This window comes from Mediterraneibacter agrestimuris (assembly GCF_943193195.1).
Classification (GTDB): domain Bacteria; phylum Bacillota; class Clostridia; order Lachnospirales; family Lachnospiraceae; genus Schaedlerella; species Schaedlerella agrestimuris.
In genome coordinates this window covers 67839-89889 of sequence record NZ_CALPDG010000010.1, presented here as the reverse complement: position 1 = coordinate 89889, position 22051 = coordinate 67839, and the positions used below count along the sequence as shown (strand labels likewise).

27 protein-coding genes and 1 pseudogene are annotated in these 22051 nt (G+C 39.3%); 6 read left to right on the top strand and 22 right to left on the bottom strand.

The features are described 5' to 3' along the window. Window positions 1-6 precede the first annotated feature (6 nt). The 5 genes from NFS18_RS07460 to NFS18_RS07440 all read right to left on the bottom strand — a co-directional run bounded on the left by NFS18_RS07460 (window position 7) and on the right by NFS18_RS07440 (window position 3559). Window positions 7-309 carry a DUF6110 family protein gene (locus NFS18_RS07460; protein WP_008689707.1) on the bottom strand — a complete coding sequence of 101 codons (303 nt, stop codon included), beginning with the start codon at window positions 307-309 and terminating at the stop codon, window positions 7-9. 209 nt (window positions 310-518) lie between these two features. Continuing rightward, window positions 519-752 carry a transcriptional repressor gene (locus NFS18_RS07455; protein WP_055154854.1) on the bottom strand — a complete coding sequence of 78 codons (234 nt, stop codon included), beginning with the start codon at window positions 750-752 and terminating at the stop codon, window positions 519-521. A 31-nt stretch (window positions 753-783) separates the two neighbouring features. Next, the gene (locus NFS18_RS07450) at window positions 784-1161 is read right to left on the bottom strand and encodes a heavy-metal-associated domain-containing protein (RefSeq protein ID WP_251389458.1); all 378 of its coding nucleotides are present in this window, start codon (window positions 1159-1161) and stop codon (window positions 784-786) included. A gap of 82 nt (window positions 1162-1243) precedes the next feature. Then, the gene (feoB, locus tag NFS18_RS07445; protein WP_251389457.1) at window positions 1244-3250 is read right to left on the bottom strand and encodes a ferrous iron transport protein B; all 2007 of its coding nucleotides are present in this window, start codon (window positions 3248-3250) and stop codon (window positions 1244-1246) included. A gap of 96 nt (window positions 3251-3346) precedes the next feature. After that, the gene (locus NFS18_RS07440) at window positions 3347-3559 is read right to left on the bottom strand and encodes a FeoA family protein (protein WP_120173318.1); all 213 of its coding nucleotides are present in this window, start codon (window positions 3557-3559) and stop codon (window positions 3347-3349) included. A gap of 205 nt (window positions 3560-3764) precedes the next feature. On the opposite strand from NFS18_RS07440, the gene NFS18_RS07435 reads away from it, so the two are divergent. Continuing rightward, window positions 3765-4124, top strand: a complete 360-nt coding sequence (locus tag NFS18_RS07435; protein ID WP_120173319.1) for a metal-dependent transcriptional regulator — start codon at window positions 3765-3767, stop codon at window positions 4122-4124. A gap of 101 nt (window positions 4125-4225) precedes the next feature. Here NFS18_RS07435 and NFS18_RS07430 read toward each other — a convergent pair whose 3' ends face one another. The 5 genes from NFS18_RS07430 to NFS18_RS07410 form a co-directional block, all read right to left on the bottom strand. After that, window positions 4226-4420 carry a hypothetical protein gene (locus NFS18_RS07430; protein WP_251389455.1) on the bottom strand — a complete coding sequence of 65 codons (195 nt, stop codon included), beginning with the start codon at window positions 4418-4420 and terminating at the stop codon, window positions 4226-4228. Next, complete coding sequence (locus tag NFS18_RS07425; RefSeq protein ID WP_331477583.1) at window positions 4417-4977, bottom strand: class I SAM-dependent methyltransferase; 561 nt, start codon at window positions 4975-4977, stop codon at window positions 4417-4419. Before NFS18_RS07425 ends, NFS18_RS07430 begins: the two co-directional genes overlap by 4 nt. A gap of 112 nt (window positions 4978-5089) precedes the next feature. Continuing rightward, window positions 5090-5371: a DUF2325 domain-containing protein gene (locus NFS18_RS07420; protein ID WP_251389454.1), complete on the bottom strand. Its 282-nt coding sequence runs from the start codon at window positions 5369-5371 to the stop codon at window positions 5090-5092. Window positions 5372-5528: 157 nt separating this feature from the next. Then, the gene (locus NFS18_RS07415) at window positions 5529-5951 is read right to left on the bottom strand and encodes a flavodoxin (protein WP_008689719.1); all 423 of its coding nucleotides are present in this window, start codon (window positions 5949-5951) and stop codon (window positions 5529-5531) included. A gap of 30 nt (window positions 5952-5981) precedes the next feature. After that, window positions 5982-6533 carry a DUF3793 family protein gene (locus NFS18_RS07410; RefSeq protein WP_251389452.1) on the bottom strand — a complete coding sequence of 184 codons (552 nt, stop codon included), beginning with the start codon at window positions 6531-6533 and terminating at the stop codon, window positions 5982-5984. Between the two features lie 533 nt (window positions 6534-7066). Between NFS18_RS07410 and NFS18_RS07405 the strand changes: the two genes are divergently transcribed. The 4 genes from NFS18_RS07405 to mobQ all read left to right on the top strand — a co-directional run bounded on the left by NFS18_RS07405 (window position 7067) and on the right by mobQ (window position 10652). Beyond that, window positions 7067-7570 (top strand): replication initiator protein A, encoded by a 504-nt coding sequence (locus NFS18_RS07405; RefSeq protein WP_008689721.1) that lies wholly within the window; start codon window positions 7067-7069, stop codon window positions 7568-7570. Then, window positions 7567-8397, top strand: coding sequence for an ATP-binding protein (locus NFS18_RS07400; RefSeq protein ID WP_251389450.1), 831 nt, complete (start codon window positions 7567-7569; stop codon window positions 8395-8397). Before NFS18_RS07405 ends, NFS18_RS07400 begins: the two co-directional genes overlap by 4 nt. Before the next feature lie 37 nt (window positions 8398-8434). Further along, the gene (locus tag NFS18_RS07395; protein WP_008689723.1) at window positions 8435-8656 is read left to right on the top strand and encodes a hypothetical protein; all 222 of its coding nucleotides are present in this window, start codon (window positions 8435-8437) and stop codon (window positions 8654-8656) included. Between the two features lie 289 nt (window positions 8657-8945). Next, window positions 8946-10652, top strand: a complete 1707-nt coding sequence (gene mobQ, locus NFS18_RS07390; RefSeq protein WP_251389448.1) for a MobQ family relaxase — start codon at window positions 8946-8948, stop codon at window positions 10650-10652. A 63-nt stretch (window positions 10653-10715) separates the two neighbouring features. On the opposite strand, the gene NFS18_RS07385 is transcribed toward mobQ, so the two are convergent. Further along, on the bottom strand, window positions 10716-10946 hold the full coding sequence (locus tag NFS18_RS07385) for a helix-turn-helix domain-containing protein (RefSeq protein WP_055154863.1): 231 nt from the start codon (window positions 10944-10946) through the stop codon (window positions 10716-10718). A 100-nt stretch (window positions 10947-11046) separates the two neighbouring features. On the opposite strand from NFS18_RS07385, the gene NFS18_RS07380 reads away from it, so the two are divergent. After that, a complete protein-coding gene (locus NFS18_RS07380; protein ID WP_251389446.1) occupies window positions 11047-11322 on the top strand; it encodes a hypothetical protein in 276 nt (91 codons plus the stop codon). Window positions 11323-11390: 68 nt separating this feature from the next. Here NFS18_RS07380 and NFS18_RS07375 read toward each other — a convergent pair. The 11 genes and pseudogenes from NFS18_RS07375 to NFS18_RS07325 form a co-directional block, all read right to left on the bottom strand. Then, window positions 11391-11705, bottom strand: a pseudogene (locus NFS18_RS07375) (23S rRNA (uracil(1939)-C(5))-methyltransferase RlmD); the annotation flags it as partial. A gap of 138 nt (window positions 11706-11843) precedes the next feature. Continuing rightward, window positions 11844-12368: a hypothetical protein gene (locus tag NFS18_RS07370; protein WP_251389445.1), complete on the bottom strand. Its 525-nt coding sequence runs from the start codon at window positions 12366-12368 to the stop codon at window positions 11844-11846. Window positions 12369-12429: 61 nt separating this feature from the next. After that, entirely contained in the window at window positions 12430-13161 is a 732-nt protein-coding gene (gene qatD, locus NFS18_RS07365; RefSeq protein ID WP_251389443.1) for a Qat anti-phage system TatD family nuclease QatD, read from the bottom strand. After that, window positions 13151-14512 carry a Qat anti-phage system QueC-like protein QatC gene (qatC, locus tag NFS18_RS07360; RefSeq protein ID WP_251389441.1) on the bottom strand — a complete coding sequence of 454 codons (1362 nt, stop codon included), beginning with the start codon at window positions 14510-14512 and terminating at the stop codon, window positions 13151-13153. Before qatC ends, qatD begins: the two co-directional genes overlap by 11 nt. Next, window positions 14509-15327, bottom strand: coding sequence for a Qat anti-phage system associated protein QatB (gene qatB, locus NFS18_RS07355; protein WP_251389439.1), 819 nt, complete (start codon window positions 15325-15327; stop codon window positions 14509-14511). The genes qatC and qatB overlap by 4 nt, the downstream gene beginning before the upstream one ends. Before the next feature lie 12 nt (window positions 15328-15339). Next, window positions 15340-17217, bottom strand: coding sequence for a Qat anti-phage system ATPase QatA (qatA, locus tag NFS18_RS07350; protein ID WP_251389437.1), 1878 nt, complete (start codon window positions 17215-17217; stop codon window positions 15340-15342). A 170-nt stretch (window positions 17218-17387) separates the two neighbouring features. Next, window positions 17388-18176 (bottom strand): recombinase family protein, encoded by a 789-nt coding sequence (locus NFS18_RS07345; RefSeq protein WP_251389435.1) that lies wholly within the window; start codon window positions 18174-18176, stop codon window positions 17388-17390. A gap of 153 nt (window positions 18177-18329) precedes the next feature. Continuing rightward, a complete protein-coding gene (locus tag NFS18_RS07340) occupies window positions 18330-18728 on the bottom strand; it encodes a metal-dependent transcriptional regulator (protein WP_251389465.1) in 399 nt (132 codons plus the stop codon). A 1-nt stretch (window position 18729) separates the two neighbouring features. Next, on the bottom strand, window positions 18730-20085 hold the full coding sequence (locus NFS18_RS07335; RefSeq protein WP_251389433.1) for an MATE family efflux transporter: 1356 nt from the start codon (window positions 20083-20085) through the stop codon (window positions 18730-18732). Between the two features lie 37 nt (window positions 20086-20122). Then, window positions 20123-21304 carry a cation diffusion facilitator family transporter gene (locus NFS18_RS07330; RefSeq protein ID WP_251389430.1) on the bottom strand — a complete coding sequence of 394 codons (1182 nt, stop codon included), beginning with the start codon at window positions 21302-21304 and terminating at the stop codon, window positions 20123-20125. 64 nt (window positions 21305-21368) lie between these two features. Next, window positions 21369-21938, bottom strand: coding sequence for a TetR/AcrR family transcriptional regulator (locus NFS18_RS07325; protein ID WP_251389428.1), 570 nt, complete (start codon window positions 21936-21938; stop codon window positions 21369-21371). Window positions 21939-22051: the final 113 nt, after the last annotated feature.

Here is a 22051-nt window from a genome sequence, read left to right as displayed (position 1 = left end):
TTTTACCTATTCGTTTTCTTCCTGTTCAGACGCACCATCCTCCTGAACATCATCTTCCTGCACCTGCATTGCCTCTTCCTGTGCACGCTTTTCATTGATCTGTTGTGCTTCTGCAAGGATATCCTCTGCGTTCTCCTGCACTGTTGTAGCAGTCTTCATAACACAGTCTTTTGCCCGCAGTACAGCCGCAGTGCAGTTTGTATATACTTTTTTTGCGTCCTTACTGGAAAGGAGCTTTACACCCGCAGTCCCAAATACGACTCCTCCTACAAAACATCCGATTTTTTTCAAAGTAGAATCACTAAACATCCTATGTACCTCCTGATTATTTGTGTTTATAGCCTGTATAGAATACCATCAAAAAGCAAAAGACGGACGCCCACGCCCAAAACCTATGTTGTTTCACAACCACATCACTTCCTTTTCTATAAGACTCTGTTTATTTTTTCATAGTAACAACTTTCATTTAAGATAGTCAATTCTAACAGTCCTTATTGATAAATTTTGTCATTTGCAGGCTACTTATATACGATTTCTCTGCTAAGCACCCCGATATTCTCCAATTCCTTTACCAGACGGTAAACGGTTGCCATCCCAATGCTCTGGTCAAGTTTCACCGCCCGGGCATAAATTTCCTTGCAGCTGGAACACCTGTCTTCCAGGATAATATCTAAAATCATTTTACGCTGCTTTGTAATTCTGCAGCCATTTTCTTTCAGTTTTATAATAATACTTTCTTTTTCACCGTTCATACCCGCTTTCTCCCATATGAAATACCACGGTCTAGCTTTGAATAGACTCAACTAAAAACCCTGCTTTTTCTACTGCGCAGATCAGGATATCTTCCCCTATTTCACGGTCAAGGGATATCTCAGCACAACTTTTATTAAGATCTACTCTGACGGAGACTCCATCAATCCGATTCAAGCTATCTGTCACACTTTGTACACAATGTTCACAATGCATTCCTGTAATAAACATGGTTTTCTTTGCGATGACCGGACCCGTCAATTTCTTTTTTTTCTTTTTATTTTTGCTGCTGCAATTTCCTCCCGCTGGACATCCAACACATTTCACTCCGCTTCTTTTTGCCTTAATAAGATATGCAGCTGCACTCCCTACTAAGATTACAATAACAAGAACTGCTATCATATTTTCCATAGAGCATTTCACATCCTTTTCTAATAAAAATGGTGGACAAAGTACTTCTTCTCTGTCCACCGTCTGCTATAACTTTTATCCTTTATGATTTTACAGAATGCAGGCTGTATTCTGAAGCAAACTCTTTATCTGACTTACGGATTCTCCAGAGAATAATCAAAGCAAATACAATAACTGCGATAAGTCCCGGAATAAATGCGGTGCCAAAAGATCCTGTTGTGATCAATGTACCAATCTGATATACACCAAAAGCTACGGTATACCCTGTTGCAAGTTGAAGACAGATTCCTCCAAGCAGCCATTTTCCACTCTTCATTTCTGAATTCATCGCTCCAAGAGCTGCAAAACAAGGTGGTGTGTAAAGGTTAAACATCAAATAAGCAAGAGCTGCTACCTTTGTCAGTCCCATAACAGTTGCTACTTCATTCCCACTTCCAACCAACGCCAGTTCATCTGTATCTATTAAGTTTGTGATACCGTAAACTACTGCAAGCGTCCCAACTACGTTTTCTTTTGCGATAAAACCTGTCACTGCCGCTGCTGCAAGCTGCCACACTCCAAATCCAAGCGGTATGAACAAAATCGCAAACGGATGGGCAATGGATGCCAAAATAGATGTCCCTTCTGCACCTTCTTCTACAAGCTGGAACTGCCAGTTAAAGCTCTGCATGATCTGTACCACCGTATTGCATACCAGAATGATCGTTCCTGCTTTTACGATATATGCTTTTCCTCGCTCCAGCATAGAGCCGCATGCCCTTTTCAAGCTTGGAAACTTATATTCCGGAAGTTCAATAATAAAGAAAGATTTTCTGTATTTTTGTCCTGTAATCTTTTTCACAAGTAAAGCTCCAAGCAAAACTAAGAGAATACCCACCAGATACATAGTTGCTGAAACCCACCATGCGTCCGCAAAGAATGCACCTGCAAAAAGAGCAATCACTGGGATTTTAGCTCCACATGGCATAAATGGTGTAAGCATCGCTGTGGTACGACGTTCTCTTTCGTTACGGATTGTACGGCAAGCCATAACGCCCGGAATCGCACATCCTGTACCAATGACCATAGGAATGACAGATTTACCGGAAAGCCCTACTCTCTTAAAAATCGGATCCAGAACTACTGTAGCTCTTGCCATGTATCCACAATCTTCCAATAATGCAATTAAGAAGTACATGACCATAACAAGCGGAAGGAAACCGACAACTGCACCAACGCCACCGATGATACCATCTACAAGGAGTGCATACAGAAGCGGGTTTGCATTTTCCATCAGTCCGCCGACCCATCCCTGGAAAGTCTCGATCCATGCCACCAGCCAGTCTGCGATCCATGTACCAAGTGTTGTCTGGGATATGTAGAACACAAGGAAGATAACTGCTGCGAAAATCGGAATACCGATAATCTTATGAGTGATGATGCTGTCAATCTTATCCTGTACGTTTTTGTCTTTTGTAAATACTTTTCGTTTTTCTACTTGTTTCACAATACCGTTTACAAACTCAAAACGCCTTCTGTCAGCCGCTTCTACTGCCGTTTTATCTTTGAAATCAATATCCGCCTGCACATAAGGTGCTTTCTGAGCTTTTCCTCTTAATGCAGCCGCAGCACTTACAGTCTCTTTGAGTCCTTCATGTCCGGAAGAAGTGGAAATCGTCTTGATTACCGGACAGCCCAGCTTTTCAGACAAAAGTTTTTCATCAATCTGTGTCTGTTTCTTATTGACAATATCACTTTTATTCAATGCAACAACTACCGGTATCCCCAATTCCAAAAGCTGAGTGGTGAAAAACAAACTCCTGCTCAGGTTTGTAGCATCTACGATATTAATGATCGCATCTGGTTTTTCATTTTTGACATATCCGCTGGTAATACTTTCCTCCGATGTAAAAGGAGACATAGAATAAGCACCCGGTAAATCTACCGCAATCAACTCCTCTGTACCGTCATAATAACCTTTCCTGATCGGACTTTCTTTTCTTTCGACCGTAACGCCTGCCCAGTTCCCGACACGTTCATTCCTGCCGGTAAGTGCATTGTACATGGTCGTCTTTCCACTGTTTGGATTCCCTGCAAAAGCAATCCTCATAATTCTCCTCCTTTTGATGCCTTTGTTATACGCATCTTATTTTTATTAGCGCATACTAACTACTATGCAAAAAAATAGTGAAAACCACCATTTTTATTATATTGAAATGGCTTTCGCCAGATCAGTATCAATATTATAACGCCCATCCTTAATGGAAACTACACAGCCACCCTTCAGATGAGAAACCACTGTAATTGGTTCACCACTATAACACCCAAGAGAAAACAGAAAAGATGTCAGTTCTTCATCATCTGTCAAAATTTCCTTAATGATATATTCTTCTCCTTCTTTGGCTTCTGCTAAATTCATATCCACTCGCTCCTTGTAGCAATTTTTACAATTATGCTTAAAATTTTTTCTCATTCGATATTGTTAGTATATTCTAATTCCTGTAAGTTGTCAATAATTATTTGATGCTATTTTATAAATATATCTGGCTGAATGCCACGAATTATGATATAATAATTATGCAATTTTTATAAAAGACTCCGAATGATATAAGAGGTGACAATCTATGTATATAAATCCGTCTGGTGAGAACTATCTGGAAACTATTTTAATATTGAGCAAAAAACGTCCTGTTGTTCGTTCTGTGGACATCGCTACAGAATTAGACTTTAAAAAACCTAGCGTAAGTGTGGCTATGAAGAAGCTGCGCACAAGCGGACATATCACGGTATCTCCGGAAGGATATATCAATTTAACTGAATCTGGGAAAGAAATAGCTACACAAATTTATGAACGCCATGTTCTTCTTTCTTCCTGGCTGGAACGTCTGGGGGTTGATCCAGATATTGCCTCACAGGATGCATGTAAGATAGAACATGTCATCAGTTCTGAAAGCTTTGAAGCAATCAAAAAGCATATCAAATAATTTTTTCCAACTGTAGACTAAATAGCATTTTAAAATCGGGAATTTTATATTTTCCCGGTTTTATTCATATAATCTTTTCATTCTCCATATTTAGTATTGTATTATTGATCTATATCGTGTTTTTCATATCGAATATGCCCAACAATACCTGCTGCAAAGGAGAGTATTGCGGCTAAAAGTTGCATGCTTACCCCCAAATCAAGTCCGTCTTTTCCGAAACTGTCAAAAAAATTTATCATCCATATCAATGAGCCTACAAACCACAATAAATACCACCGTTTTCTTTTGTTTTTCATAACTTTTTCACCACCACACAAATCCACCCTTTTTTCGTTTTATCTACTTTTACGCCTGTAAAACCAGCATCCTCCAAAAATTTTTTTATTTGCTCAGAATTGTAAATTTTCATCCCCTGTATTATATTCGTCCACTTTTCATCCCTTGGATTTTCACCATTTGATTCATTGCAGATCATAAAAGTTCCTCCAATTTTCAGAATTTTATGCACCTGCTTAAAAGCCTCACAGATATCCGGCCAAAAATATATTGTTTCAAACGCAGTAATTACATCAAAAGTCTCATCTCTGAAAGGAAGTTTCATGACATCGCCCTGCAGGATTTCACAACGCTTACTTTCTATCCATGCTTTATTGATTTTTTTGCTTTTTTCTACACTGATTTCTGAATGATCAATGCCAACCACTCTGCCATACGGACTTTTTTCTAATAACTTTCTGACATTTGCCCCACCGCCACATCCAATATCCAGACATACATTATCGCTTTGAATTTCCATATGTGTAAATCCCCATTCAGCCATAGATGAATGACCAGTATTCATCATATGAACCATAATTTTGCCGCCGATTCCTTTTGGCTTACAAGTATTTTGAAAAAAAGACATAACCTATACCTCTATCAACTCACAAAAACAATATCTATTCTTAATATATAAAAAAATTTCGCTACATACAGATACTTCCAAGAATCTCCTGTAACGCATTTTTGCTACTTGTATGGCATCTCACTACATCCGCATTGCAGCGTTCCGCCTCCTCCACTGCACACCGGGCCATCTTATGGGAAACCGTATTCGTGAACAGTACAATCAAATCTGGATTCCCAATCTGTTTACTTAAAGTTGCAGACATCTGTGTAAAGACTTTCGCTTTACAATTAAAACTTTTACAAACTTTTTTGTACTGACAGACCATTCTATCATGCCCGCCTACAATAACAACACTCATACCCAACCTCCCATTTTTAATATATTCATAAAACGCTCCGATAGCAGATATCTACAAAATCATCCGTTCTTGATCATCGGTTGCGTTCTAAATCGTATTATGGGAACGCTGCTATTAACTGATTAAAATCTTTTCTCGCAGCATTCCCCAATATTTATTAATCCAGATTTTCACCCAACGCTTTGCAGGATTGAATCCCCTCATCATCGGGCATTTCATTGCAGATCACGCTTTCACAAATCAAGACAGCTCCCGCCTCTTTGCATCTTGTCTCCCAGTCTCTCATCCACTCTCCATCTCCCCAGCCATAAGAGCCAAACAGTGCAATTCTTTTTCCTGAAAGTTTTGATTCACAAGAAGCAAACATCGGTTCAAATTCCTCTTCTTCCAATACTTCTGCTCCCATTGCCGGGCATCCAAAAGCGATCGCATCATAAGAATCCATCATAGAAACATCAAATTCATCCGGAGTTAATAATACAACCTCTGCCCCCTTCTCCTTCGCGCCCTCCAGTACTGCCTTTGCCATGGCTTCTGTATTTCCTGTGCCACTCCAATAAACTACTGCAATTTTACTCATGATTTTTACCTTCCTTTCTGAAGTTTGTGATTATATAGTAATCGTAAGCTGTTCAACAGCCACGCCACTTTTCCATCTCCTGCAATAAATTTCTGTGCATTTTTTATATTTTTTAAACAGAATCCTCGCGGCCTGTTCATCCCCGTACACCTTCCAACACCCAGAACATTTGCTGCAGGCCGCCTTATTCTCAATAAATCCTTTTACATCCTCTGCCGGATATCCTAAGAATAAACCTATTTCATGCGGAAAGTCTGGGTTACTCTGCAGTTTTTGAATCAGTCTGCAGATGCACTGTGATGGATTCGTACAATCATATCCCTTACATTTCAATATGATCTGAGTTTTCTCATCAGAAAAATCTTCTTTTAACTTTTCTGGACGATAGACATAAACCAGCATCCGTTTGTCTGATATGCGAACCGGGATAATACGGATCCCTTTCTGTGTCAGTTTTTGATTAAATTCACGTATTTCTTTTATGATCACCTTTTGTGAACTATAAGGGCATGAAAAAAGACTTCCCGTTTTCAGTCCTGCTAACGTAGGTGAACAATGGCATACTAACATTTCCTCTGACATTTTCTTTCACTTCTCCTTAAACATCTTTTCTGAAAATGAATCTGCTCTACCCAGTAAGTTTTCTTTATTAATAGTTAGTTTTAACTAATTCATGTGAAAAAAATATGCACACCTTGCTTTCATTAAAAACATCAGATGTACGTTTCTATAATTTTATAAACCTATCCCATTGTCTAAACATAAGCCGTTTTTTAATTAGCTTTAACTAACTTTAGTTTACTTTATTTTTTCACTGTTGTCAATCCATAAATAGATGTGATTAATAAATAATATTTACTAACCTGATTATACACCCGTTTTTTCGTTGTAACTATTCCTGTTTATATTTGAAAGTTCATTGTAACTCAATTCTCACTCAATCCCGGCTCAATGCCATTCCCCCTTCTTTTCAATAAACTAATCCTGTGCGAAACATCCCGCACAAAAGATTATCGGAAAGGAGGATTTTTTATGAAAACACAAAGAGGAAGTCCTGTTACAGATGAAAAATACTGCAATAGATAAGTGTTCGTCATCTGAGGGGAGGTGAGTGCATGACAACCTTTCTTACTGCAAACAGTACTCTACCGCCATATATGGCATTTCCCAGTTTTCTTCTGGACTGTGATTTCTCCGAAACCACAAAACTGCTCTATATGGTGCTTTTAAACCGGGCAAGATTATCACAAAAAAATGACGGCTGGATTGATAAAAAAGGTCATGTGTTCTCCTATTTCACCATTGAAGATATGGCAGCAACACTTCGCAAAAGCCAGACAACCATCAAAACTTCTCTGAGTGCTTTGGAACAAGTAGACCTTATCTGTCGTGCTCGTCAGGGAACCGGGAATCCCAACCGGATTTATGTAAAAGTCCCGGCTGATTTTTCAACACAGACAGAAGAAAAACTGTCTGTTAGACAGTCAGAAAACCGTCCCTTTGACAGACAGAATTCTGTCCGCCAGACAGTCAGAAAACTGTCCCCTAATAATAAAGAGAAGAAAAATAATGATTCAGTAAAACGCCATTATGAATGTAAGGAGGATGAAAGCCTATGATAAAACCACAAAACCTACTGCCGAACCTTTCTCCCCGGCAGCCTTTAGAAGATGAATATATCAGCGAAACGGACGGTCTGATCTACTGTTCCAAGTGCCACACCCCACGGCAGAAAAAGATAGAATTTTTAGGAGAAATCATGTTTCCGATCATCCGCTGCCAATGCCAGCAGGAACAATATGAAAAAAAAGAAGCAAAACGAAAACACCAGGAATTTCTGGAACACATCTCCCGGCTGAAATCCAGCGGTCTGCAAGACCCGGCTTTAAGAGAATTCACTTTTGCTCACGATAACGGTATCAACCCGGAAATTGAAAAGGCAAAAAATTATGTTACTCACTGGGAGGAAATGAAATCCAAGGCCATGGGGCTGCTGCTCTGGGGTGATGTCGGCACTGGGAAATCCTTTTTTGCAGGCTGTGTTGCAAACGCTCTGCTAGATAAAGGGGTTCCCGTACTCATGACGAACTTCGCCAAAATCTTAAATTCCCTGACCGGAATATATCCGCAGGATCGGAATGAATTTATCAATAGTTTAAATCAGTACAGCCTGCTGATCATTGATGATCTGGGTGTGGAACGAAATTCCGAGTTTGCTTTAGAACAGGTCTTCCATGTAATCGACAGCCGTTACCGCAGTATGAAACCTATGATCATTACAACAAATCTGACGTTGGAAGAATTAAAACATCCGGAAGATTTAGCACACAGCAGGATCTATGACCGGATTCTGGAGCGTTGTGTCCCACTAAAGATCAACAACCAGAATATCCGGGAACTGAACGCTGTAGCTAATATGTCAGAAGCCCGAAAACTACTTGCTTAAAAATCTGACTGGAAACGGTCATAGAAAGGAGACCAATATGACAGATAAAAAAACACAAACAGAAATCAGAAAAGAATTATTACAGGCAAGACACAGAGCAGAGGAAGCACAGGCACGGAACCGTGTGAAAGAGCGAAATGCCCGGACACGCAGGCTGATTCAGGAGGGTGCCGTTTTGGAGAGCATCTTCCCGGAATTCCAGACAATGGAGCCGTCGCAGATCAGACAGGAATTGTTAAACCGTTTCAAAAGAATCTGACACTAGTTGACATCAGCAATTTCTCATCCCGAAGGGCGCACTTACTCACCACCCGATAAGTCGGGCGGTGGTAACCCCTCTGGGGCATGTGCGCTCTGCCGAGAGCCAGTCGTTTCCGTAAACGCAATCGACTGTACAGCCTGCCTGTTCTGTCCCTGCAATCCAGAATACTGCTCCTGCTAATTGTCAGTTACAGTCACGGATATTCCACCGCAGGCTGTCTGCAAAACCTGCCACCGGCAGCTTTTCGCAGTTATTTGTGCCTCATTATTCTGTATCAAAAGGAGGAATGCTTATCGCTATTTACCATTTAGAAGTCAAGATCATCAGCCGTGGAACGGGACGCTCTGTTGTAGCCGCCGCAGCTTACGCTTCCTGTTCACGGCTTTATAACGACTATGACGGTATTACCCACGACTACACCCGAAAACGGGGATGTCAGTATAGTGAAATCTTTTTATCCGATACCGCACCTGCCCAATGGAAAGACCGCCAGACTTTGTGGGACGCCGTGGAAACCGTTGAAAAAGCCAAGAACAGCCGTCTGGCAAGAGAACTGATTGTTGCACTCCCCATAGAATTGGAATTGTCTGACTGGAAGCAGATACTCCGGCAATTCATTCAGGAACAATGTACTTCCAAAGGAATGTGTGCCGATGTCAGTATCCATGACACAGACGGTCACAATCCCCACGCTCATATCCTGCTGACCGTCAGACCATTGGATCAGGCCGGACACTGGCAGGCAAAAACACAGAAAGAATATCTCTGCCGCCGTGGTTCCGAAGAACAGGGATTTACTGCCGAGGAATTCCTGGCAGCAAAACAGGAGGGTTGGGAGAAACAATATCCGTATCAATCTGGAAAGAAAAAAACCTATTTAACGCCCTCTGAGGCGCAAAATCATCCAGACTATACCAGAACATCGAAATCCCCAAAAAGCACCAGATATGGACGCCAGAACCCTATTTCCGAAGCATGGAACAGCGAAAAACAACTTCTATGCTGGAGAAAAAGCTGGGAAGATGCGGTGAACCTTTCCCTGCAGCAACATTGTCTTTCGGCTCGTATTGACTGCAGGAGCAACGCAGACCGGGGACTGGAAGAACAGCCCACCATCCACGAGGGCTATCATGCCCGTAATCTGGAAGCAATGGGAATCCCATCTACACGCTGTGCTTTAAACCGTCAGATCAAAGAAGACAACCGTTTGCTGAAAGAATTAAAAGTACAGGTTCAGAAACTTACGAAAGCCCTGAAAGAAAGCATTCCCGCCATTGCATCCGCCCTGGAATCCCTGAGAAGCCGTCTGGTAACACTCCAATATCATATTCTCCATGATACTTCACAGCAAAGTGCTATGTCAGAAGTATTAGATAAAGCTGTCCCGCTTGTAAAAGAATATAAATCTGTTCAGAACAAAATAGTAGTAAAAAGCTCAGAGAAAAAATCTTTACAGGCTGAAAAGAAACTCTGTAGTCCTCTGAAGTTTTTACAAATCCGGCAGTTCAATCAACAAATCTCTGCTCTTACAGAAGAAATCGAAGAGTTAAAAAGTCGGAAAGCATATCTGCTCTCCTGTTTTGATTGTCGCAGTGATTCCGATGTGAAAACGATCGAACACAAGATAGAAAAAATGCAGGATACACAGAAACGTCTGAAAGATCAGTTAGTTTCTTTAGATAAACAAAAAGAAAAGGGTACTCTGAATTTTCTGGAAACCAAAGAAAAAATTTCACCGAAAGATATGGATGCTGTACTGGAAGAACGGGAAAAACTAAGACCGGAAAATATGCAGAAAGTGAAAGATCGTTTAGAGGGAACCTTCCAGTCAGCTTTCAGAAACGATACGCTACTAAGAGCGGAAAAGCTCATCAATTCTGAATTGCAGGAAACGGAATCCTTACACTCTGTCCTGCAAAGACTTCACAAAAAAGAATCTGCCTTAAACAGACAGCCCCGGACACCGAAACGCCACAAAGACTGGGAAAGATAATAAATCTCCCGGCACTACCGCTCACAAAAAAACAACTCAGATTTTTCGTATCTGGGTTGTTTTTTACTTCTCACTTTTCTTTCTGGGATAAGAACGTCTCTCATCCGTAAGTTCCAGCAAGTAATCAATACTGGTTTTATGAAATTCCGCTAATTTGATTAACACCGATGTTGGAATATCCACATCGCCACACTCATAATTACTGTATATACGCTGACTGCAATTTAATATCTCACCCATCTGTTTCTGAGTAAGATCAGCATCTTCTCTTAAATCTCTGATTCTCCGATACATAGCTTCCACCTCTTATCCTCATCATACATTAGCGGAATATTCGCTATTGAATTCTAGCGAGAAATTCGCTAGAATTACTATTACAAGGAGTGAGATGATTATGCACAAAAAACTCAGAAAACTATTATCTGCACTGGGCTATATTGGATTTTTCTGCGGATATTTTTATATCCTGTTCTGCAATTTGGTAGGTGGATTTTCAATGAGCGGAATAGAAACCCGGTGGGACACTTTAAAAATACTATTACTGTCTTTTATCATAGCTGCCGGATTTCCCGGAGTAATCTGTTATCAGCATCACCGAATTTATAAACTGGAAGAAGAACTTGATGCGCTCCATGATAGTTCCCAAAAAAGCCAAGAGGACAAAGAATAAAGTCCCCATATAAAGAAGCGATCAGAAAGCAACTTCTGACCGCTTCTATTGCTTCACATATATTCTTTTTATGAAACCATCTGAAAATGTTCCAATGCATCCCGAATAGCTCTTTCTTTTTCCGGTGGGCATTGTGGAACTTTCGGATTTTCTGATTTCGGAAGATTGTAATTGATTCCGACTTCTATTCCGCACTTTCTTTTAATCTGTGAAATATATAGATTAGACACTTTTAACTGATATTTCTCTTTTACATATTTCTTGATTTCTTCGTAAGTAGCCTTTGTTTCTGCAGAGGTTGCGTCCAACTCATCTAAATTCAAGTCGACCTCTATCGTATCATCCGGAGTTTTTCTGGACAAAAGAACAACCGTCTCCACATGCGGTGAAAGTTATTTCTTATACTATAAGGCGAAACATACCCCTATTTTTTTCTATAAAACAAGATTTGAACCCACCTTTCACAGAGCATGAACACCCTTGAACCCCGTCATTTGAAGGTTCTATTTCTCGTTAAGAAATCATTTTTTCTCCTGTTCCACCTCATCTACTAACAGTTTTATCACCCAGCCAGGAACTACTTCCGGACGTTTTCCTTCCTTCAAGTAAAGACCGATTTTCTCTGCATCTTCTTCTCTACAGAAACGGTCACGCTTATAGCATTCCCTATTGCAATAGTTCTGTCTGGATGCTTTGCTCTTAAAAATCTTCCCACAGTAAATACATTTATGCCCATAAATTTTAGATACGAGATTATGATTGTCCCATTCCCTTCTACACTGTTCACAGCAGAACTTTCTTTTCCTTCCTACTATCGGCTGTTCCAAAAATGCACCACAATTTTTGCATGTTATGATACCATCGCCGCGAATTACAGGTGGTTCTGGTTTTTCCGTAATTTTTCCATGCCTGTAGCCATCCAGTCCGATTTTTCTACAATAACACCGAACCTGATCTCTGGTAACGTTAAGTACAGTAGCTATCGTCCTGTATCCCCAGCCTAACCTTCGTAATCTCTCAACTTCCTGTTTCTGTTCTTCCGTCATTGGCAATCACTCCTTTTTACGGTAGTAATTGCTCAAAAACGAGAAAAAGTCAAATTAAATTCTAGTATCTGAACACTTCTCTTGAGTTTTTATTTATTAGTTCATCTATATCCTTACCGACTAGGTTCGATATTTCTAAAGTTGTACTTCTTAGTTTTTTTTCTATCTCATATAAATGTTTAAATTTAATAGCAAACGGCGCATCTGTTTCCAATAAAATACGAGTAACAGGCACTCTTTTTATAATTTCTAACCCTGATTTTGTTTTTAGCATATTAGGATTAATTGAAAAATAGCACCCTAATTCTATTGCTCTTTCTACCTGCGAAATCGATCCTGTAAACCAATGCAAAATATACTTGTTGTTTCCTTTCTTTTTATACTCCTGTAAAATTTCAAGTACCGTACCAGCTGATTTAAGAGAATGAATAGACACTATCTTTTCTCCATATCGTTCACAAAGTTCTATAATTTCTCGAAATACTTTAATTTGTAAATCTTTTGTATGAATATATCCCTTGCTAAAATCCAATCCTATTTCGCCAATATAATGACTCTTTGCAGCCAACGATTCGAATAACAACATATCGTCATATCCGCTTGAAACCAGCTGAGGATGCATCCCTAAACCCACATAAAGATTACGAGAATTTTTACAAAACTGTACTTCTCTATCATATGCCTTTGGTGTCGTACCGACTGCAAATAAACTCATGTTGGAATTCTGTATCTCATTTATAAATTCTAACATATTCTCCATTAAATCCAAATGGCAATGTGCATCACAAATCATTAAACTCATCCTCTTGTGCTAAACTGTCCTGTATAAAATCATTTACTTCTAATAATCCACGCTTATATGTGTCAGCTAATTTTCTCAGATATTCCTCATCCTGCGGCAATGGACCAGGTTTATGTATATATAACATAGCACAGTTCTGATTTCTTTTTATTTTTTCTATCGCATATTGGAAAGATCGCAACTGTATCCCTATTCCCTCTGCATTTTTACTTTGCATTTCATAAATTGATGTTTCAGTATATATAGTTTCATCCATCCTAAATGCTTTATGCATTGCTGCCCTTCTGATTATGCAAGGAACACAATAACCACAGTGCTGCGGACTCAAACCTCTCCATCTGGCTTTCCCTGGTGATGAACATGAAAAGGATAACTTCATTGTCTCGTATAAGGCATCTTTGCTTTTACATTCTGATGCCATTTCCCCTTTTGTTTTATCCCAATAAGGATTTTTTACAGATATATTCAGCCCTAATCCCAAAAGCAGTTTATTCCATAACGAAAGATAAAATGGATGTGTTGTCCTTGTACTAAACGAACCCACTCTCGTTTCATCCAGTGGTACATTCAAAGCAATTAGCCCATTTTCTGGAACCATTAACTCACTAACATTATCCATACCAGTTATTGCAAAAATCCCATAACCAATAAAAAGAAATGACCGGCTCCTAGTATTATTATCGTTACCGCCTTCTGGAATATAGTTATTTGGAAATACCATCCATAAATCCAACCATGTGTGTAAAACATCTGGGTATAGCAAGTCTAACTTATTCACAATATTCTCTTGTGCATTTTTGGTAAGCCCTTCACCTGCATGACTAATTAATAAAGTATTTTCCCTTTCTTCCATTAAATTAATGGTACTTATAAGGCTATCCATTCCACCTGAGAATAATGATACTTTATCAAACTTATTCGATTTTTCGCCTACTTCCTCCGGATTATTAAATTGCCATCTTCTGCTTGTTAAACAGATTTTCCATAAATCCCCTGTAAGAAATTTTAACATACGTTCAATTGTAGAAATTTGTGGGCTCCATACTTCTACATTCGATACCGGTATTTCCAATTCAATTTCTCTTGTCCAAGAATCTTGTCCATGTACTGCTCTTTCAATCCGTGTATCTGCCATATAGACCATTGTAGCTAAAGACATAATATCAAATCCGATTTCTGAAGGATACACGTTTTCTTTATGTAATCTTTTTTTGACATGACTCAGACCATATTTAAGTTTTCCATCGGAAAGCATGGGTATATCAACCACAATTCTCCCACCGTCTTTCCAAAAATCTATGTTATCAATATCATACTTTGCTCTTAATACATAACGATTCATTCATTTTCACCTGCGCTTATCATAATATCAAATGCTGCCTTATATACCTGATCCACTATCTTTGAAGAATCTCCTTGTCTAATATTTCCCGCCTTTATTTCCAGATTCGTGACTGCATCCGATACAGAACCTTTAACAAAATCCTTCATTTGAGCAATTAAACTGTCTGATTCAGCTGGCTCCTGCGGTAACAATATGATTTTATTACCGATATCATTTGTAATTCTATTAAATATCGCATTTGCTATGGTACGTTCTACGATTACCATAATCTGCTCTGAGGCTAAATCTTCAAATTTAACTGTAGCCATTTCCGGTGACTCTTCTATTGCAGAAATATATGCTGATCTTGCAATGCCTTCGTCCTGCGGGCCTCCATCCGGACAAATAAAATCAGTAATAGCAATAAATGCATCACTTGCGGTTTTTCGGGAAAGGTTTGCAATAGAAAGATATTGTTCAACAGCTCTCGCACCACCTGAAGCAAACACTCCTGCAACATTTAATAACCTAGCAGAACTATTTCTGGCAGATCCCATCCTTCGTGTCGCATTTGAACTACCACCCAAAGAATTCCTAATGTAGTTAGAAACACTTTTCCGACCTAAGCCACTATTTCTTCCTCCTGAATTTATGTACCTCGTAAAATCCCCACGCGGTACTCTAAACCGATCCGCGTCACCAATCGGCGGGATTTGAGTATTATCAGAACCGGGAGCAACCTCATTTGGCGCATTCGCATCTGGTTGATCTAACCATGACGGCACCAAAGGTGTAGCCCCTTTTTGTCCTCCATTATGTGTTGATGTTCCCATGTGCTAATCACCTCACATATTCTTTAATGCATTTTTTACAATTTCTGTACCGCTAGTTTTTAATTTATCCAAACACCGCTCTAAGCCTTTTCTTTCGGCGCAATCCTTTGGAATAGCTTTATCCCAGCCTCGTATAATCCATATACCAGCCTTATCTGCTGGAATAGTATCCATAAAGTTAACTAAATTTTCACGAAGCTCCGTCTTGTTCTGCACCAATACAATCACACCATCAATTCCTTTTGGTTTCGTCTCAAATTGACCTCTTTCCATAATTTTTTGAACAATGACTTCAAATACTTGCTCTGCTTCTTGATTTGTCAAATTTTTCAAATCATCAATACGACCAACAACGGTCATTTCGTCCCTGAAAAGTAAGTCAACAATTTCTGACAAGTCATTCTTAGAAGTTGCACCAGAAAAATAGTCAATTTTTTCCTTGCAAGCATAATAATACGGTCTTAAATCTTTATCCATAATCCCCGGTTCTGTTGTAAGCCATTTCCAAATTCTACTTAAGTCATACCACTGCTCTTTTGACTCTATCATTTTCTTATCTTCAGCCATCGCTTCTATATCAGCAAGTATTTCAGGGATTTCATTCCATTTTCCTTCAGAGTCTAAATGATTGGGTAATGCTTTATAAAAATCCGACTCATAATATTCTACCAGCATCATCTTCGCTAAAATTGCAAGCTCTAATTCATCATCAAATCCCCTATTTTTTGCAATCTCATAGCGTAACAACAGCATATTTATAAATCGCTTTATTTTTCTTGGATTCCCATCTGTATGCTGTGCTAACAAATGGCATATCTGCGTTGCAATCAGCACTTCATCTGAACATTTTTCATAATCATTTCCAAGAATTACTTTTACATCATCCACTGTAAAAATTTCAACATTCCAAGGCTTTTTTATTCTCGACAAGCCCTCTTCACGCAACTTTTTATAGTTTTCATTTTCATCTGTTAAAACTGATCCTACCATAAGAATCATTATGTAAATACAGGATTCCACCTCACCTAATGCCGGGATTCTAAATGGAACCTGGATTAATTTTTCTAAGTACTTATTCGCAAAAGTATCACCTGCATTAATCTTATGCTCATTAATTGCATCAGGAAAATGTTTTTTAACTGCATATCGAATCATGCTCTCATCCGCAGCGATTACAAATGCTGTTTTTTCTGAGAACATAAACAGTCGCACTGCCTCTAATGTATTTATAGCCACATCTGGCAAGCATCTGTCAAGATCATCAATCAAAACAACAAGTTTTTTAATAGAGGCACTCTCCAACAGTTCAGCAAAATTTTCTTGAAACTCCGAGAATTCCTTATTACTTGAAGTATCTTCTGTTATTTTTGCATCATGCAAATAACCGCCAATAGACTCAATGGCACCCGCAATACCTTCCTCAGTCGTTACTGTAGATTTCAAAACATCCATCGCTGAAGACAGCAACGTAATCGGTGCCGTACCAGTAGCAATTCCTAAAGCAGTCTTTCCCGTAGCCTTGGCAACACTCATCCAATTTATATTTTTCCACAATTTCTTTAGAGTTTCTCCTGCCTTTGCACCAAGTGTTTCCTTTTTCTGAAGTTCAGAAACGATCGAACTCATCAAGGCAACTTTGGAATCTTCAAATCCTTGATGCCGCCATCCATTAAATCGGATACATGAATACTTCTTTCCATCTTCTGATGGAGATTTATTCACTTCATTTTCTACCATTTCCAGAATGCTAGATTTACCAGCGCCCCAGTCACCGTGAATGCCTACAGAAATTGGCTGTTCTTTACTATCCTTAATGAGAGAAACTATTGTCTTTGCTATTGCTTCATTATTTAACAGATCAACCTTTGTTTCATTATCAGATAAAATCATCCCTTTAAGTTCCCCCTTAAATTCATATAATGAATGGCTCTTTTATAGCTCTTCCTACCTTAACGACCACAATATTTTCTATATTCTACCATATTTCGATCCCCTTTACTATCTGAAAAAAGCAAGAAAAAAAGCCGATCAGGAATCAAACTCCCAATCGGCCGCATTTCTTACTCCTCTTCATTTTTACATTCAATCTCTGTTCCATCCAGGAACACCACCAGCAACGTCCCATCCTCAAAAACTTTGATGTGATCCAGCGTTTTCAGCATGAAGTCCGTATCCATCTCCGCCAAAGGCTGCGCCCCGTCCGTGTACTCTATGAACTTCTCCGCCCGGTAACCTTCCAGCAGATTCTCACTCTGCATCTGTTCCTTCCAACGCTCCATAAAAGCCTCACGGTTCTCTACCAGAGCATTCCATGCCATCAGATAAGCCTTTATCAATGTTTCTTCCTCCACATGGCGGTTGGAACAGCCCATAACACCTTTGACCTTGTAACGCTCACTGCACTGCCATATCTTCCGGTCAAATCCGGTGCTGCTCCGCCAGCCTTTCCTTGCGAAAACCTTATTACAGCTTCCGCAGACGATTTTGGAAGCAAATGGGTTGCTTTCCGGCCGATGGGAATAGGAGTTTGTCCCATGCTCTTCCAGGTATTTTCTCCGGCGTTCTATTTCAAGCTGTACGCACTCCCAAATCCGCTTTGGAATAATCGCTTCGTGGTCATCCCCTACATAAAACATCTGGATTTCCCCTTTGTTCTGTGCCCGCTTCTTGGTCAAGAAATCTACCGTATAGCTTTTCTGTAGCAGGGCATCCCCTTTATATTTTTCATTCTGGAGCATATTGGACAGCGTAGTAGCCTGCCACTTTGTGCTTCCATTCCAATTTTTGATCCCTTCCCTTTCAAAGATACGCTTGATATAGTCCGCTGTTTTTCCATCCAGAAATTCCAATTATAAAACACCGGGTTATGAACGAGTTATGGATGAGTTATGAATGGTATATAATTTTAAAAACTTTTCGATAAAATACGACAAATTATATTCTGTGCTGTAATCTATCCTCCATGGAAAGCCTCTATTTCCTGGAGGATAGATATGATTTCTTCAATCCTCACGAGATTTAACACCTTTTACAGTTCTGCCTTTATTTATCACTTCTCTTATTTTCTGAAAACTTTCCTCGCTGATGCAATGTTCCATCATACAAGCATCCGCTTCAGCCTGCACCGGATTAACCCCAACCTCTATCAAATACATTGTAAAAAACTGATTCTTCTCATAGATATTTTCCGCCACCTCTTTCCCTTGAATAGTCAAATGGAGAAATCCATCCCCATCTATTGAAAGGAAACCGCCTTCCCGCAAAACTTTTACAGCATGACTGATACTTGGTTTAGAAAATCCCATATAACGTGCAAGATCAACAGATCGTACCTCACCTTTCTCTTTTTGAATGATGAAAATAGCTTTCAGGTAATCTTCTGAAGATTTTCCTAATTTCAGTTCAAATCACCTCCTGTGATATAGAAAAAATATGGTTTATCTTTATTGCAAAAATCGTTGTGATCATTGTTGTGAAAAAGTCTGCCATAGGCTGTACCCATATCACACCGGTTAAGCCAAACAGACGGGGCAATATAAAAACCAGAGGGAAAAAGAAGATACCCTGCCTGCTCAGGCTGAGTACACTTCCCACTAAACTTTTACCAATAGCAAGATACAGTGTCGCATACACCATTTGAAAGCCAAAAGTAATAAACAATATTGCATTTAGCCTAAGTGCCTTTCCTGCCAGATCAATCATTTCTGTATCAGTTCCAAAAAGTGAAACAATCGGATTTGCAAATACAACAAGTATAATGGCTGCAATTACTCCAAATACCGTTGACCAGGCCATGCAGAGCTTAATAGACTTTTGCAATCTGTCAAATTTCTTTGCACCATAGTTATATCCCGCAAACGGCTGGAAGCCTTTCAGAAATCCAAAAACAACATAGGTTACAACCGTCATAATACGGGTGACAGCTCCCATAGCTGCTACTGCATAATCGCCATACGATTTGGATGCGTTATTGATACTTCCCATAGATGCACTTGCAAGAAGCTGGAACAGAAGTACGGGAATGCCTATTTTCAAAACTTCTGCATAGATGGTCTTTGAAGGTGCTATATTTTTAACTGAGAATCTCAAAACACCTTTTTTCTTTACGATGTATCCGATATAAAGTGCCATATTGATGCACAACGAGATAACCGTTGCGATGGCTGCTCCTTCAATGCCCAAATCCATTTCATAAATCATAATAGGATCTAAAATCACATTCGCAATACTTCCCGTAAGCATAGCAATCATTGTAAATTTTGTAGCTCCCTGGGCAGTAAGCAGGTTATTCATCATAACGGCAAAAACATTGATAATCGAACCAGTTACATAAATTTTTGCATAGGCTCTTGCATAAGGCAAAATCGTTTCGGTTGAACCTAATGTCGTAAGTACCGGATCAAGGAAAATCATAATGCCAATGATGATAATTGCACCCACAAGAAGTCCCGAAAAAAGTGAGGTAGAGGCTGTTTTATTTGCCTGTTCGTTATCGCCTTTTCCGAGCAGCCTTGATATGTATGAAGAAGCTCCTGCCCCAAACATCATACCCAGACCTATGATGATTTGCACGATTGGAAACACAACAGATACGGCTCCCATCTGGCTCATGCCCAGACCACCCACGAAATACGCATCAATAGCGTTGTACAGTGCGGAAATCAGCATACCAACCATCGTCGGTATCCCTAATTTAAGCAATGCAGAAGCAACTCCCGCTTCTTCCAATAAATAGATACGATTTGACTTTTCTGCCATTTGAATGTCCTCCTTAAAGTTAAAATAATATGCTTTATTATCGGTGCAGGCTGAAACGCTCACGCCGTATAATACCTTTGATAATGGTATGGAATCTTGGACTTTCAGCCCCAAGTCTATCCGCAATGTCCTTGCAGATTTCTTCCTCTCTTTTTTGCAGTTCGGCAGGATAGACCATATCGAAAGCCACATTAGTAAAAGAGCCATTTTCAATCAGTCGAAAATTATCAATCTTAATTTCTTCACTGTACTTTTTCATCACAGAATAGATTCGTTCTGTAAGATCATGTGTTAATTCTTCATCTTCCAGAAGATAATCAATCTGTATGAAACAATCACAATGATATTTTTGATATAGTTTATAAGCGATCTGATTTACTGAGATGTAAAGCTGTTCGCTGTCCCTTTTGCATCCCGCAACACGCATAGAAACCACAAAGTATCCAAAGCCATAATCGTGCAGCATCAGATTATGAACGGCAACGATTTCTGGATGTAATTTAACCATCTGCATAATGTCATCTTTTATATCCGTATCTGCGGCTTTTCCCATGATGCGCCCTAATACTCCCCACAAACTTTTCACGCCTGCAAAAGTAATGAATACAGACACCAACACACCACAATAACCATCAATCTCAAAATGAGTGAAATGAGAAACTATAGCAGAAACCAAAACTACAGTAGTAGCAAACGAGTCACTGATACAGTCGGCAGCGGTTGCTTTCAAAGTTTCTGAATCTGTAATCTTTCCAAACTGCTTATTGTAGTAGTACATGTAAACCTTAACCAGAATAGAAAGTACCAGCACTATCACTAAAGCAGCATTAAATATCGTCTCTTGCGGATTTGTTATCGCATTAACTGAAGCTCCTGCCAGCTTTATTCCCATAAACAGAACGGCGATAGATGCAAAGATACCCATGATCCATTCAATTCGTCCATGACCGAAAGGATGTATGCTCCCTCCACCGTATCCTGCAATCTTAAAACCAAGAAGTGATACCAGATTGGTACCTGCGTCTGACAGGTTATTAAATCCATCTGCTGAAATAGCGACTGAATGGCTTAAAAAACCAATCGTAATCTTCGCTGTACATAAAAATAGATTTAACAGGATGCCGACAACGCTTGATAAAGTAGCATAGGCTTTCTTTACATCTGGATTTGAAACATCATCCTTATTCTTGATAAATAATCGTATAAATAGTGACATCATTCATTTTCCCTCCTTTAATTTTGAACAAAAGTTCAATTTTGTTCAATAAAAAATGGGAACCGGACTAAAGACCGATTCCCGACAAATACATTTTTGACAACTTTTGTAATATCATAACTGCCCATTCCTTTCCCTGGTAGTGATACATAATCTGCATCAGACCATCTACGAAATTATTTGCAATAATATGGATAAAAACTGTGTCCGCAGTTTTATCATTTCGATGTTTTACTAAATGATCTTCTATATCTTGAACAAAGCGCTCCTTTTCATTCTCATACACTGTACCATTGCTTTTGTCAATCAGGATAATAAATTCCTGTCGATGATCAAAAAGATTCAGCAAGCACTCAATCTCCGCTTTGCTCAATCCGTAGATTTCCGTATCCATATGCTTGCTCTTATTTTCTCCACCAGCGGTCAATCCCCTCTCCCAATCATACAAAACCGGACGAAGAACAGCATCAAAAAGAGTTTCCTTATTCTTGTAATACGAATAAATAAGACCAGTAGGAATCTTCGCTTTCTCCGCAATATTTCGCATAGCAGCCGATTTATAACCCTTATCATAAAACTCTTCTAAAGCAGCCTTTAAAATCTTTTCCCTTATTTCTTCCTTCAATACCTGTGCCATTTTTCTCTCCAATTTTGAACTTATGTTCAATTATACCGTGTCATTTTTGTTTTGTCAAGTCCTATTGCGAGGTATAAAAACGGAGGCCAGTCATTCCTTGTGGTTCAACCGCC

What these genes read in the sequence shown, in the direction of transcription:
- NFS18_RS07455 (WP_055154854.1), bottom strand. Translation starts at nt 752, where the DNA reads ATGAACGGTGAAAAAGAAAGTATTATTATAAAACTGAAAGAAAATGGC.
- NFS18_RS07435 (WP_120173319.1), top strand. Translation starts at nt 3,765, where the DNA reads ATGTATATAAATCCGTCTGGTGAGAACTATCTGGAAACTATTTTAATA.
- qatA (WP_251389437.1), bottom strand. Translation starts at nt 17,217, where the DNA reads ATGATTTTATCTGATAATGAAACAAAGGTTGATCTGTTAAATAATGAA.
- NFS18_RS07385 (WP_055154863.1), bottom strand. Translation starts at nt 10,946, where the DNA reads ATGTATCGGAGAATCAGAGATTTAAGAGAAGATGCTGATCTTACTCAG.
- NFS18_RS07450 (WP_251389458.1), bottom strand. Translation starts at nt 1,161, where the DNA reads ATGGAAAATATGATAGCAGTTCTTGTTATTGTAATCTTAGTAGGGAGT.
- NFS18_RS07330 (WP_251389430.1), bottom strand. Translation starts at nt 21,304, where the DNA reads ATGATGTCACTATTTATACGATTATTTATCAAGAATAAGGATGATGTT.
- NFS18_RS07380 (WP_251389446.1), top strand. Translation starts at nt 11,047, where the DNA reads ATGCACAAAAAACTCAGAAAACTATTATCTGCACTGGGCTATATTGGA.
- NFS18_RS07425 (WP_331477583.1), bottom strand. Translation starts at nt 4,977, where the DNA reads ATGGTTCATATGATGAATACTGGTCATTCATCTATGGCTGAATGGGGA.
- NFS18_RS07430 (WP_251389455.1), bottom strand. Translation starts at nt 4,420, where the DNA reads ATGAAAAACAAAAGAAAACGGTGGTATTTATTGTGGTTTGTAGGCTCA.
- NFS18_RS07420 (WP_251389454.1), bottom strand. Translation starts at nt 5,371, where the DNA reads ATGAGTGTTGTTATTGTAGGCGGGCATGATAGAATGGTCTGTCAGTAC.
- NFS18_RS07325 (WP_251389428.1), bottom strand. Translation starts at nt 21,938, where the DNA reads ATGGCACAGGTATTGAAGGAAGAAATAAGGGAAAAGATTTTAAAGGCT.
- NFS18_RS07400 (WP_251389450.1), top strand. Translation starts at nt 7,567, where the DNA reads ATGATAAAACCACAAAACCTACTGCCGAACCTTTCTCCCCGGCAGCCT.
- NFS18_RS07405 (WP_008689721.1), top strand. Translation starts at nt 7,067, where the DNA reads ATGACAACCTTTCTTACTGCAAACAGTACTCTACCGCCATATATGGCA.
- qatC (WP_251389441.1), bottom strand. Translation starts at nt 14,512, where the DNA reads ATGAATCGTTATGTATTAAGAGCAAAGTATGATATTGATAACATAGAT.
- NFS18_RS07460 (WP_008689707.1), bottom strand. Translation starts at nt 309, where the DNA reads ATGTTTAGTGATTCTACTTTGAAAAAAATCGGATGTTTTGTAGGAGGA.
- NFS18_RS07395 (WP_008689723.1), top strand. Translation starts at nt 8,435, where the DNA reads ATGACAGATAAAAAAACACAAACAGAAATCAGAAAAGAATTATTACAG.
- feoB (WP_251389457.1), bottom strand. Translation starts at nt 3,250, where the DNA reads ATGAGGATTGCTTTTGCAGGGAATCCAAACAGTGGAAAGACGACCATG.
- NFS18_RS07415 (WP_008689719.1), bottom strand. Translation starts at nt 5,951, where the DNA reads ATGAGTAAAATTGCAGTAGTTTATTGGAGTGGCACAGGAAATACAGAA.
- NFS18_RS07370 (WP_251389445.1), bottom strand. Translation starts at nt 12,368, where the DNA reads ATGACGGAAGAACAGAAACAGGAAGTTGAGAGATTACGAAGGTTAGGC.
- qatD (WP_251389443.1), bottom strand. Translation starts at nt 13,161, where the DNA reads ATGATTTGTGATGCACATTGCCATTTGGATTTAATGGAGAATATGTTA.
- NFS18_RS07335 (WP_251389433.1), bottom strand. Translation starts at nt 20,085, where the DNA reads ATGGCAGAAAAGTCAAATCGTATCTATTTATTGGAAGAAGCGGGAGTT.
- NFS18_RS07410 (WP_251389452.1), bottom strand. Translation starts at nt 6,533, where the DNA reads ATGTCAGAGGAAATGTTAGTATGCCATTGTTCACCTACGTTAGCAGGA.
- mobQ (WP_251389448.1), top strand. Translation starts at nt 8,946, where the DNA reads ATGCTTATCGCTATTTACCATTTAGAAGTCAAGATCATCAGCCGTGGA.
- NFS18_RS07440 (WP_120173318.1), bottom strand. Translation starts at nt 3,559, where the DNA reads ATGAATTTAGCAGAAGCCAAAGAAGGAGAAGAATATATCATTAAGGAA.
- qatB (WP_251389439.1), bottom strand. Translation starts at nt 15,327, where the DNA reads ATGGGAACATCAACACATAATGGAGGACAAAAAGGGGCTACACCTTTG.